9 protein-coding genes are annotated in these 12,815 nt (G+C 42.0%); 3 read left to right on the top strand and 6 right to left on the bottom strand.

Annotation, left to right across the window (positions count from 1 at the left end; genetic code table 11):
- The first annotated feature begins 11 nt into the window (after positions 1-11).
- The 3 genes from ACPUEN_RS01205 (at position 12) to ACPUEN_RS01195 (ending at position 5,108) form a co-directional block, all read left to right on the top strand.
- Entirely contained in the window at positions 12-2,252 is a 2,241-nt protein-coding gene (locus ACPUEN_RS01205) for a molybdopterin cofactor-binding domain-containing protein (RefSeq protein ID WP_425638015.1), read from the top strand.
- 118 nt (positions 2,253-2,370) lie between these two features.
- Complete coding sequence (locus ACPUEN_RS01200; RefSeq protein ID WP_425638014.1) at positions 2,371-2,829, top strand: (2Fe-2S)-binding protein; 459 nt, start codon at positions 2,371-2,373, stop codon at positions 2,827-2,829.
- Between the two features lie 11 nt (positions 2,830-2,840).
- Positions 2,841-5,108, top strand: coding sequence for a molybdopterin cofactor-binding domain-containing protein (locus ACPUEN_RS01195; RefSeq protein ID WP_425638013.1), 2,268 nt, complete (start codon positions 2,841-2,843; stop codon positions 5,106-5,108).
- A 198-nt stretch (positions 5,109-5,306) separates the two neighbouring features.
- Here ACPUEN_RS01195 and ACPUEN_RS01190 read toward each other — a convergent pair whose 3' ends face one another.
- From ACPUEN_RS01190 to ACPUEN_RS01165, 6 genes are read right to left on the bottom strand one after another with little or no spacing between them, the layout of a single operon-like run.
- The gene (locus ACPUEN_RS01190) at positions 5,307-6,929 is read right to left on the bottom strand and encodes a hypothetical protein (protein ID WP_425638012.1); all 1,623 of its coding nucleotides are present in this window, start codon (positions 6,927-6,929) and stop codon (positions 5,307-5,309) included.
- Positions 6,926-9,094, bottom strand: coding sequence for a hypothetical protein (locus ACPUEN_RS01185; RefSeq protein ID WP_425638011.1), 2,169 nt, complete (start codon positions 9,092-9,094; stop codon positions 6,926-6,928). The genes ACPUEN_RS01190 and ACPUEN_RS01185 overlap by 4 nt, the downstream gene beginning before the upstream one ends.
- The gene (locus ACPUEN_RS01180) at positions 9,091-10,263 is read right to left on the bottom strand and encodes a BatA domain-containing protein (protein ID WP_425638010.1); all 1,173 of its coding nucleotides are present in this window, start codon (positions 10,261-10,263) and stop codon (positions 9,091-9,093) included. Before ACPUEN_RS01180 ends, ACPUEN_RS01185 begins: the two co-directional genes overlap by 4 nt.
- Positions 10,263-11,132 carry a DUF58 domain-containing protein gene (locus tag ACPUEN_RS01175; RefSeq protein ID WP_425638009.1) on the bottom strand — a complete coding sequence of 290 codons (870 nt, stop codon included), beginning with the start codon at positions 11,130-11,132 and terminating at the stop codon, positions 10,263-10,265. Before ACPUEN_RS01175 ends, ACPUEN_RS01180 begins: the two co-directional genes overlap by 1 nt.
- Positions 11,119-12,117, bottom strand: coding sequence for an AAA family ATPase (locus tag ACPUEN_RS01170; RefSeq protein ID WP_425638008.1), 999 nt, complete (start codon positions 12,115-12,117; stop codon positions 11,119-11,121). The genes ACPUEN_RS01175 and ACPUEN_RS01170 overlap by 14 nt, the downstream gene beginning before the upstream one ends.
- Positions 12,118-12,119: 2 nt before the next feature.
- Positions 12,120-12,737 carry a DUF4159 domain-containing protein gene (locus ACPUEN_RS01165; protein WP_425638007.1) on the bottom strand — a complete coding sequence of 206 codons (618 nt, stop codon included), beginning with the start codon at positions 12,735-12,737 and terminating at the stop codon, positions 12,120-12,122.
- Between the last annotated feature and the right edge of the window lie 78 nt (positions 12,738-12,815).

The raw sequence follows: 12,815 nt of genomic DNA, 5'->3' as shown, positions 1-12,815 counted from the left end.
AATCAAAATCCATGACAATCCAATCTACTAAAATCAAAAGGAGATCATTTCTAAAAGTCTCCGCTCTCGCCGGAGGAGGAATGGTTCTGAGTTTTAGTTGGCTTGCTGGATGTAAGCCTAAAATGGAAGAAGCTTTAGGCTTGCCAAAAGAGTGGTTTAGAATGAATGGCTATATCCGAATCGGGGAAAATGGCTTGATCACACTCATGTCTCCAAATCCTGAGGGTGGGCAAAATGTCAAAACTTCCATGCCTATGATCGTGGCTGAGGAATTAGATGCAGACTGGAACAAGGTAATCGTGGAGCAAGCTCCTTTGGATACTGATAATTTTACCAGGCAATTTATCGGAGGAAGTCAGGCAATCCGTACTGGCTGGACTGCTTTAAGAACAGCAGGTGCTACAGCCAGACAACTATTGATCAATGCTGCCTCCCAAACTTGGAATGTTCCAGCTTCTGAAATCAGAACTGAACCTGGATTTGTCATTCACTCAGCAAGTAATAAAAAAGCTCATTTTGGTGAACTAGCTACCTTAGCTGCCACACTTCCTGTACCGGAAGAAGTTCCTTTAAAAGAAGTTAAAGATTTTAAGATCATTGGAACCTCAAAAAAGAATGTAGACGTTCCAAAAATCATAACAGGAAAACCGCTTTTTGGCATTGACTACAAAAAAGAAGGGATGCTCTATGCCATGATTATTCACTCTCCGACCTTTGGCATGAAGCTGAAGTCATTTGATGAATCAGCAGCCCGAGCCATGCCAGGCATTCGAGATGTATTCCAAATCAAATCCCTTCAGGACGACTATATAAGAACATTTTTTGATACGGTTCAATTTACCGATTTGATTGCTATTGTGGGTGAAAGTACCTGGCAAGTGCTTCAGGCTAAAAAAGTCATTGAAGCTGAATGGGAAATCCAGGATGGCTATGATGAAAAGCGAGATACGTTTGGAAGAGATGGAATCAGAGTAGTTCCAAAAGGGCTGGAAAGCACAGATTCTCAGGAGCAAGCGATGAAATTGGCAGCAAATAACCCGCAAACTCAACGAAAAGACGGAAATCCAGAAGAAGCTTTTCGCAAAGCGGCCAAAGTCATAGAAAGGAGTTACACGGGTCCATTTTTGGTGCATAACTGCATGGAGCCGATGAACTTCTTCGCGCATGTGCAAGGAGATAAAGTAGAATGCGCAGGTCCTTTGCAAAAACCAGAATTGACCGAGCTGGCACTTTCTAACAGGTTGGGAATTCCAGTTGAAAATATAGAAATAGCGATGACTCGATTGGGAGGCGGATACGGTAGAAGGTCTTACGCACATTGGTTGATTGAGGCAGCAGTTATTTCCCAAAAAATGAATGCTCCGATCAAGCTGATCTACACAAGGGAAGATGATATGACTGCAGGAGTTTATCGCTCTCGTTATCAAGCCACCTATAGAGCAGCATTGGATGAAAACAATAAGTTGATTGCATTTCATGTCAATGCCGGTGGACTTCCGGAAAATCCACTTTACGCCGACCGATTTCCTGCCGGAGCAGTAGATAATTACCTAGCAGAAGGTTGGGAAGTACCATCCAATATCACGACAGGTTCTTTTCGGGCACCACGATCTAATTTCATGGCTAGCGTGGAGCAGTCATTTTTGGATGAAGTGGCAGAAGCAGCAGGTAAAGACCCTATTGACTTTCGATTAGAATTATTGCAGAAAGCAAATACAAATCCAGTGGGTGAACGAAACGATTACGATGCCGATCGCTATGCAAAAGTCCTTGAATTAGTCAAAGAAAAGGCTAACTGGGGAAGTCCGGCAGCTGGAGTTTCGAGAGGAGTTTCTGCCTATTTCTGTCATAATAGCTATGCCGCGCAGGTTTTAGATTTAAAAATCGTAAACGGAGAAGTACAAATAGATAAAGTGACCAATGCAATAGATTGTGGATTGGTAGTCAATCCAGATGCCGCTAAAAACCTTTGTGAAGGAGCTGTTGTCGATGGCATTGGTACGGCAATGTTTGGAGAGTTGACTTTCCAGGATGGAGTAGTCAGCAAATCCAATTTTGATCAGTACCGTCAGATCCGTATGAAAGAAGCACCAAAATCTATAGAAACCTATTTTGTAGAAAATGGGCTAGATCCTTCAGGACTCGGTGAACCTGCCTACCCTCCTGTTTTTGCTGCTTTGGCGAATGCGCTCTATAAAGCTACTGGCACCAGGTTTTATGATCAGCCTTTTATCAATCAATTGAACAGCTAAACCCATAAAAATTGAAACCTGAAAATCATCGAATCAGCTCTCTAAAAAGAATCTTCGTTTGATTTTCGTAAGTGATCAACTTTCGTAATCCCTTAACTTAGAAACAAATACAAATACCATGGCAAAATATAATTTAAAAATAAACGGTAAATCCCTGAGTGTAGAGGTAGATCCAAATACCCCTATGCTTTGGGTACTGAGAGACCATCTTGATATGGTTGGAACCAAATTCGGTTGCGGTATTGCCCAATGCGGTGCTTGTACCATTCATTTGGACGGAGCGGCTATACGTTCCTGCCAGCTTCCGGTTTCAGCTGCAGAAGGTGCTGAACTCACAACCATTGAAGGCATCTCCGAAAATGGAGATCACCCAGTTCAAAAAGCTTGGTTAGAACATGATGTGCCTCAATGCGGCTATTGCCAGGCAGGACAGATTATGTCAGCAGTAGCTTTGCTTAAAGATAATCCTACTCCAAGTGATACTGATATTGACAATGCAATGAACGGAAATATCTGTCGCTGCGGAACCTACACCAGAATCAAAGCTGCCATCAAAACTGCTGCAAAAACAGCCTAAACCCAGAGATCATGACATTAATAGATAAAAAATTAAATAGAAGATCTTTCCTGAAAGTGTCAACACTGGCAGGCGGAGGAATGATGCTCAGCTTTAGCTGGCTGGCGGGTTGCAAGCCTACCCCGGAAGAAGTATTAACCATGCCGAAAGAATGGTTTGAGTTAAACAGCTACATCAAGATCGGTGAAAACGGAGCGGTTACTTTATTCAATCCAAATCCTGAATTCGGGTCAAACGTGAAGACTTCCCTTCCTATGATCCTTGCGGATGAATTGGATATCGATTGGAAAAATGTGTTTGTTGAACAAGCGGATTTTTATCCAGAGCGATTTGACAGACAGTTCACTGGCGGAAGTCAGGGAGTTAGACAAGCTTGGATCCCGCTACGCACAGCCGGAGCCACAGCCAGACAATTACTTGTCAATGCAGCGGCCCAAACCTGGAATGTATCAGCCGGTGAAATCACAACAGGTGCTGGAATGATTGAGCATAAAGCTTCTGGCAATAAAACTAGTTATGGTGAAGTGGCATCTTTGGCAGGCACCTTAGAAGCTCCAGATCCTGAGACAGTTAAACTGAAGGAAATTTCTGATTTTAAAATCATTGGAAATTCTAAAAAGAATGTGGACGGAACGAAGATTGTCACGGGCAAACCTATGTTTGCTTTAGATCATAAAGTGGAAGGAATGAAGTACGCTGCCATCGTGCAACCTCCTGCTTTTGGGATGCAACTGAAATCATTTGATAAAAGCTCAGTGACATCCATGCCTGGAATTCAAGATGCTTTTGAGATCAAAATTTTCAAGGATGATTACGGAAGAAACTTTTTTGACACCACTACTTTCCCCACAATCATTGCCATAGTTGGTAATTCTACCTGGGAAGTTTTTCAAGCCAAAAAGAAGCTTACCGTAGAATGGGAAAAAGCACCAGCCAGTACTTTTCCAATGGCTGCTAGAGGAAATATGATCATCACAAAAGTGCCTGAAGGCTTAGAGAATACCGAAAGCCATAAGACACAGATGGCAGCATTCATCGAGAAGCCGGGAAATATACTCCGAAAAGACGGAGATCCGGAGGGAGCATTTAAAAATGCCGCAAAAGTGATGGAGCGAACCTACACAGCACCATTTTTGGCACATAATACCATGGAACCGATGAACTGCTTTGCCGATGTAAAGGGTGACAAAGCAGTAATTTATGGCCCTACACAAGCCCCTGAACTGATCCGTCAAACTATTGCAAGCAGTCTCGGACTTCCTATTGAAAATATCCAGATCAATCTAGCCCGAATGGGTGGAGGATTTGGAAGAAGAGCCTATAGCCATCATATGACAGAAGCAGCTTTGATTTCCCAGAAAATCCAGGCTCCTGTGAAAATGGTCTATACCCGGGAAGATGATATGAGCGCCGGGGTTTACCGACCAACTTACTCTGCTACTTACCGAGCTGCTTTGGATGAAAACAACAACCTATTGGGCCTTCATGTCAAAGCTGGTGGAATTCCGGAATCTCCGATTCATGCCAATCGATTCCCCGCTGGGGCAATAGATAATTACTTGGCGGAAGGATGGCTGATCGAATCAAACATTACCATTGGCGCATTCAGAGCTCCCCGTTCCAATTTTATCGCCGGAGCAGAGCAAAGTTTCTTGGATGAACTGGCAGAAGAGGTGGGTAAAGACCCAATCGAGTTTAGACTGGAGCTACTCAAGCGTGCAGAAACAAACCCGGTGGGAGAAAACAATGATTATGATCCTAAACGCTATGCCGGGGTTTTGGAATTGGTAAGAGAGAAATCCAACTGGTCAAATGTACCTGCAGGAATTTCAAGAGGTGTTTCGGCCTATTTCTGTCACAATTCCTATGTGGCTGAAGTAGTCGATATTACCATAAAGGACAATCAACCTGTGGTTGAAAATGTCTATGCCGCTGTTGACTGTGGAATAGTAGTGAACCCTGATGCCGCAGCTAATATGGGAGAAGGAGCTATAGTTGATGGAATAGGAAATGCTTTCTATGGTGAAATGGCCTTTGAAGATGGCGTTCCGACCAAAAGGAATTTTGATACTTATAGAATGATCCGACACAAGGAAGCTCCAAAGAAAATCGAAGTTCACTTTGTACAAAACAACGAAGCACCTACTGGTCTGGGTGAGCCGCTCTTCCCTCCTGTTTTTGCGGCTTTGGGCAATTCATTGTATAAAGCTACTGGAAAGAGATTGTATGAGCAGCCATTCCAACCAAAGCTTTTGGAAATGAAGAATTTGAGGATGTAAGTTTATCTTTTAAGAAAATCGATCTTGACTATGTCAATCTGGGCTTGATTCAAAGCCTTTGACATAGTCAATTATCGACCTAGCCACTTCAAGATTTTCAGAAGGTGAAAAGAAAATAAGCTAGATACTGGGCATATCAAATGGTGCAAAAAAGGTTTAATCACTATTCTCACCTTCCACAAAGTACGCTGCAAGTTCTTAATTGAGAACCTTTGGCTCCAGCCAAATCATGGTTAAAACTAATAACAACATCCCATACCACAGCCAGTCGGAAATCTTCTTTTCCACTTCGGAAACTTGGGTCCTAGAAGTGTTCCCACTATGATCAGATAAAAAATCAGCTCTCTGCTTGGCTGCTTTGAGACTTGGCCACTCAGAAGCACTATAGCTATACATCTCCAACGTATCTCCAATTGAAATCCAACCAGAATCCAAGCTTACAAAGCTGCCAGACTTAGAAAATGGATTGACAAGGGACTGTTGAAGAAAAACTGAATCAGATTCAATTCTTATAAAATCATCCTCAAACTCTTGCTGATTTACCATCAATTCAGCATCCATTCCTATAAAAACTGGTTGAGTAAGTTGAATGCCTCCTGATTGCTGAGGGAGCATTGCACTAAGGATTTTTTGCCAAATCTCCTGATACCTCAGACTATCACCAGCCAATTTGAGAGGAAATGTCCTTCCTAGTAAACTCACCCCGACTTTCCCATTTCCAACTTGCTGGACTGCGAACCCATCTTCAAAAAGCATCTTCTGGGCAATTACTTTTTCAAATTCAAATGGTGCTGATTCCAAATCCGAATCTATTACTCGAAACTCCTCACTTGTGGTTCTTTGAACTTTAAAGTTGGAATCCAAAGCCTTATTTATAGTAGGTATATCAGTTGCAGGATCAATTAGGTTCATCATCAAAACCGATGCTCCAATCTCTATTGCTTCCTGAATAGATTTCTTGTTCAGCTGGGCAGGATCAACAATATAAATCTGAAGGGAATCCGTTTTCGAATCTCCTGATGTGATTTTGGAGTTTTTAGAGATATCAATTTGCTCACTTACCGTTTCACCGGATGCTATAAGATACTGGCTCAAAAATCGAATTTCGGAATCTGGAAATGCGAATTGTAACCTATAGTGAATAGGGGTTACAGCACTCGTATAAAAGTTAATACTACCATACAGACTATCATTAACCATCAAATCCAGCTCATTTCTTCCTAGAACACTGGCTGGAAATTGAATTGAAAAGATACCTGAACTAGGTCCTAACCAAGTTTCCTTGAGCAGTTCTCCTTGTTGAGAGAGTGAGATTTTCAAGGAATCTTGGGTCTCAATTCTCCCATTGACAGTCTGCAATTCACCTTTTCGGAGAATTCCTTTCCACTCTAAAAATGAAATTGAACTAGATTCATATTCTGAAATCCAACGAATATCTTTAGTGTCCAACCTCAAAAGCTCTACCATGGAAAAGTCTGAACCTAGCAAATAAACTGGGTTTCCTTCTCCCCTATACTTGGCTATTTCGAAGGATTTTTTCAGATCCAGACTATCCCGAAATTTGTTGATGAGACTCTTTTTGGTAGAAGCTGAGTAAACCAAAACGGCTTGCTCAGAACTGGTAGACTTCCATGTAGGCTGAAAAATATATCCAATCACTAGTAGTGGTAGGAGTGCATTCAGTCCGATTCTTATCCCTTTTCTAGAAGGTTTCAAATTTGACTTTTGAATCCAAAAGAGCTGAGCTACCAAAATGGCCAAAATTGCTACAGCAAACAGCCAAGCCCAATTCCATGATAGTATAGGTTCGAAATGAATCATTGCAGCTGGCTCCAAAAGGCTTTTTCCAATTTTTGATTTTTGAGAAAAGATGCATTTACACCTTCACTTTGAGAGATCAGAGGATAGAGTTTCTGGAACAGTAGCTCCTTGCCCACTTCATCGATTTTACCTGAATTCAGCTCCTGAAGCTCCAATAAAACCGACCAATCCTGCATTCCGGTATAATTCATTCGCTCAGTCCAAAGCTCACCGAATTTCTGCACCACAGTTTTATCAATTACCGAAAGTTCCTGCTTTGGAAGTAATCCCAAAACCTGTGAGACCAAAGGAATAAGGCGATTATCCAATTCTCTTTGCTCCTTTTCAAGTTGAGTTTTTAGATCATCCAAATCACCAGTCAGTCTCTTTTCCTCTTCTTTAAGCGGTGGCGGGTCAAAACCTGATCTTTTCACATAGGCCCGAGATTTTTGCTGTACAGTCTTAAGGTACTCCAGCGCTTTTATCTGAAAAGGCAATGCTTTCTCAGGTTCGAATAAGCGAAGGTGCAACTCAGATTCCCACATTTCCTCTATGGCAAGTTTCAGCAAATACAAAGATGATGTTTGATCAACTTCAGCTTTGGTTGTAGTTTGGGTATTGTTCAGAAATGCACTCATAAGCCCTCCAAGCCCATCTTCCCCGGTGATTTGTGGTACCGCCTTGTCACTGCTGTCAGTTGGTTGAGTTTCCTTGATAGGAGAGAGATTTGGAACTATCCCCTCATGACTGTGATCATGATCGTGTCCTGCAAGGAAATCAACTGCCTCGGATCCTGCATTTGTATCTGAGTTTTCCTCACCCAAATACTGCCCATAGCGCATCCGTAGAAGCTTCTGATCGCTACCGATTTCATTGGAAGTAGAATTAAATTCTTTCTCAGACTTTATTTTTTTACTTGCAATTAGATTCTCCGTGTCTATAATAATCTGTCGCTGACTGCGAAAATACTCCGGCATCACATGAATTGCCATTCCAATTAATTCCTGCTCATCTACGCCTGTAGAGTCCACATAATTGATAAAATAGGTATCGCTTCGCGAAAAGTTGGGTTCAGGCAATCTATTATCCATAGCAGCCCAATAGTAGTACAATTCATCACCTGGATTGAAATCAAAGGAATTCAAATCAAGGGTTACTGTGAGGTCTCGGGATTTAAAATTCTGCTGAGGAATGGGGATTCGACTTTCCCTAAATCTCACATTTTCACCCGAGCCTCTTGCCAGCGTGGCAACCAAAAACACCTCTTTAACCACAAAATCATCTGAGACTTTTGCAGCAACTGAAATGGTTTTTGGATCCTTGGTGAAGTGGTATTTGTAGAGTTCTTTTTCGGTTGTCTGAATCATTGGAGCCAAATCGTCTATAGCCTGCAAAGGAAAGAAACCAGTCTCAAAAACGACCTGCCCATCTTTGCTGGCACGAAGAGCATAAATTCCTGAATTTACCACGCGGTCACGGAGAGTAAACCGATCTTCATTTTTGGCAAACTCAAGCCCATCTCCATTTGAGTTAATCAGTTCAAGCTTTAATTCCTGAGAGTTTGAAAGCGAAATAACCCATTCTATATCAGAGTTCTTGATGGCTTCTATCTCAAGTTCTGATTGAGTCACTTTTGGTAACCGAGTATATCCCGGAGGAACGATGTTAACCTCAACAGATGCAAGTTCAACCGATATATCAACTGCTTCAATTACAGGTGATTTATTCTCAAGTTTGTTGAAGATTTTGGGTGAATTTGTATTATGAGTACTCAATTGAAATAGTCCAAAAACACTTGATGCAATCGCCAACGCAACCAAAAATGGCCCTGTATTCTTGAACCAAAGACTAATATCGCCACCTCGGAATTGATCATTCACCCGCTCCAATTGAAGCTTTTCAGCTGTATTTTTATCAGCTTTATCAAGGAGTTCCAAACTGAATTCCAAATCCGAAAACTGCTCGTGCATCACCCGAACTGCCTGAAATCGCTTACTTTGGAACAATCCCAGAAAATGAGCTGCTACACCAAATCCAGCTAAAAGCACTAAACCAATAGCCAAAGTAGAAGTCGTAAAAATCATCGAAAATACCGCTACGGATAACCCTGCAAGAAAAACTTTCAAGCCAGCTTGTACTCTCAACTGCGTTTCAATCAATGCTATATAGTGCTCGATCTTGCTCATATCCCGTGTCGGTTAGCAAAAAATCTCTCGGCGGCAAAGCACAGCACGAAAAAGCTTAGTAATAGCAAATTGAGGTTGCCCCTCCTTCCCTGATCACCCTCACTTTCCACCAAAAATCTATTCTCTAGTTGCCCACGACTTAAGCGCACGTCTTTTTTTTCAACATCAGAAAAGTCTAAAAACCTCTCGAGAATCGCTTCAGGCAGTTTGCCTGTTCGCACTAATTCTGAGTGCTCAAAGGCCAATTGATCCGAAAAAGAAATCAAGTTGGCATGCTCAGAGAAGGAGAAATTATTAGAGACAAAGTAGAGTTTTTCTGGAGTATCCACTTTCGGAGGATTTGCAGTAAAAATCATAGTAGCATACTCCATACTTTCCTCCTCCACAAAATCTAACCCATAAACCTCGGTAATCGCATCAAGTGACGCTTGAACAAATACTCGCTCAGAATCGGAGATACCATCTAAAAAGTACGCAAAATGCGCTTTATTAAAAGCTATAGTAGGAAGCTGATTTGCGGAATCAGAAATAGAATCCAGCAATCCATTTTCACGTATTTCAAGAGCTTTCACACCATCAATTGTAATCACTTGATTTGCTGATTTGAGAAGTTCAGCACTACCCAGAAAGAGGATTGGCTTAAGAGAACTTAGGTAAAAATCAGATTTCAGGGCATTCATAGAATTACTCAGGTAGAGATTTAAAGAAGTTCCATCACCAGGAATCTTGTCTAGAGAAGCTTGTAAATCGAACACCTGTCCACCCTCTTCTAAATCCTCCAAGCTTTCAATTGGCGTCAGGTTTTCATCTGCCCAATAGACTTCTTCTTCACTTTCCAAAGCTTGCTGAAGTTCAAATTTATACTCTTCTGCCAGTTGCTTATCGGGCTGAAATAGATGAATGATTCTAGGCTCAGCGATGGTATCTGTGGTGGAAAAATAAAGCTGGCTCAGCAGCAAAACCAATAAAACTAGCAAGAGTATCCTCAGCAAAAGAACCAAGAAATTCTCCAATCGAAAGCCTTTGGCAACTGAACTTTCCTGTTCGGAGAGCCAGTGCATTGCCGCCCAATGAATCACCTGACCTTTCTTTCCTTGCCACAGGTGGATGAGGATTGGGATGCTGATTCCCAGCAAACCCCAAAGCAATATGGGCTGAAGAAACTGCATCAGGATAGGGATCTTTCGGTAAGAAATTTACTAAGAATGCCTGAAATAGAATCTGTCAATCGCACTTGAAACAGGTGAACTTTAGGTAGAAGTAGTGAATTCTTAAAGTCTGATAAATAAGTTCTTATAGATTCATTATAGATTTTATCTATTGCCTTGTTATCCAAAATAACCGAGCGATTTGACTCCAAATCATGGAAGTTGAAATTCCCCTTGAGTTCAAACTTTTCCTCCTGCTTTCCTAAAATCTGAAACAGCACAATCTCCTTTTTTGGATGTCTCATTTGCTCCACGATGTCAAGCCACTCATTTCCCTTTTGCAAAAAATCAGAAACAAGAATTATCAATTCCTTTTGCTTGCTTTTCAAAATCGGAAAGTCCTGACGAGACACAGGCCATGCTCCCGCAGCTGTCTCCTCTTCCAAAATATAGAGGATACGCTGAAATGCTTTTGGCGATGCAGCTACCTTCTGCTCTACCCTACCATCCTTCAGCGTAAAGTAGTTCAACGAGTCGCCCTGCAGGTGCGCGAGGTAAGAAAGCGAAGCAAGTAGGTTTTTAGCGTAGTCAAGCCGTTTGATCCCATTTTCGGTATAATTCATCGATCCAGAAAGATCTAGCATCATACGGATGCTCAAATGGCTTTCTGTCTGGGATTCTTTGATCATGTATTTCCCTGATCGGGAAAAGTACTTCCAGTCTATCCGCTTAGGGTCATCACCGGGTTCATAATACCGGTATTGCTCAAACTCAGAACCAACACCAACCCGCTTTCCAAAGTGTAAACCGTTTTTAAGCTGCTCACTAATGATCTTAGCGGCTAGCTTCAAGTTGTTCAGTTTGATGATTTCAAGATTACTTGCCTGCATGGATTGGAAGCGCTTCTAGGATTTTAGAAATGACCTCATCTGCTTGGATATTCTCCGCCTCTGCACGGAAATGCAAGGAAAGTCTATGCCTCAAAACAGGAAAAGCCAATACCTTGATATCTTCTGGAATGACAGAATAGCGTCCTTTCACCAGTGCTCTGGCTTTGGCACAAAGAATCAATGCCTGCCCAGCCCGCGTGCCTGCCCCCCATTCCACATAGTCTATAACTGACTGTATTTCTGAAGTATCAGGGCGAGTAGCTCGAATTAACTTATTGATGTAAACGAGCAACTGAGAATCAATATGAACTTCTCTTGTAAGCTTTTGCAAGTGTTGAATATCTGAACCTGTAAAAACTACTTCAGGCTTACCCTTGTAAGTTCCCGTCGTTTTTTCCAATACATCCAATTCCTCCTGCTCGGAAGGATAGCCTAGCTTGATGTATAAAAGGAAGCGATCGAGCTGTGCTTCGGGTAGCGGATAGGTGCCGGATTGCTCAATCGGATTTTGCGTAGCGATAATCAAAAAAGGAACCGGAAGCGGATGCTGCTGTCCCCCATAGGTTACTACCTTCTCCTGCATCGCTTCCAGCAAGGCAGCTTGGGTTTTGGGAGGAGTTCTATTGATCTCATCTGCCAATACCATATTGGCGAAAATAGGCCCACGATTGAACTTGAAAAACTTCTTCCCTGTCTCGTGATCTTCCTCCAAAATCTCCGTACCCAAAATATCTCCCGGCATAAGATCTGGGGTGAATTGAATTCTTTTGAAATTCAACTCCATTCCCTGTGAAAGAGAGTTTACCATCAATGTCTTGGCTAATCCAGGAACACCTTCCAACAGGCAATGACCACCTGCAAAAAGTGTAATGATAATCTCCTCGATCACAGATTCCTGACCGACGATTACTTTTGCAATTTCTTTTTTAAGCTGAGGTATTTTGCCCACTAGCTCTTGATATGCTGTTATATGTGTGTTTTCCAAAATCATTGTGTTAATGCATAAACCACTATGTTGACTCCAAACTTGGTATTGTCAACCTTTAAGAATCGCTTGTTTCTGAAGTCATAATCCCATTCACAGCCGTAATCCTTATTGCTATAAAGAACTCCTATTCTGCCATTTACAACAATAGCTTTCAAGTAATCATGAATGAGGTCATCTCCCCAGCCGTTAAGCTCGAATGAGGTAGCCGGCGGGCCATCTTCGAATTCAAAGAAGGAGGAATAAATTGGGTGGTTATTGGGGATTTTTTGGAGGGCATCCTCTCCAAAAGTCTTGGCCATCTCGGCCTCAAAGGACTTTGCGAAAAGCCCATCGATGTCATGATTGCAATCATCGGCAAAGACAAAGCCTCCGTTTTCTACATAAGTCTTAAAGTTCTTCCGTTCTTCAGCAGAGAACTCCACCAACTTATGTCCACTGATATAGCAGAAAGGACTTTTGAAAATCTCCTTACTACTCAGCTCAACTATTTTCTCCTTCTCATCTACAGGAATGGTCGTATATTCTACCAGGGAATTGAGCAAGTTGATCGGCATGCGCTGATCTGTATCCCAATTTCCGGAATTGTATTTTATTCTGGTGAAAAAGAAAGGTTGCATTTCAGTGATTAGTATTCAGTCTCCGTGATCAGTCGCAGCGCGCAGTGCTATTAGCCAGTCGCTGTATTCAGTTTTCAG

The organism is Algoriphagus yeomjeoni, assembly GCF_049821175.1.
Lineage (GTDB): Bacteria > Bacteroidota > Bacteroidia > Cytophagales > Cyclobacteriaceae > Algoriphagus > Algoriphagus yeomjeoni_A.
Note: the sequence above shows the minus strand (reverse complement) of the source record. Positions and strands in the feature narration are given on the sequence as shown.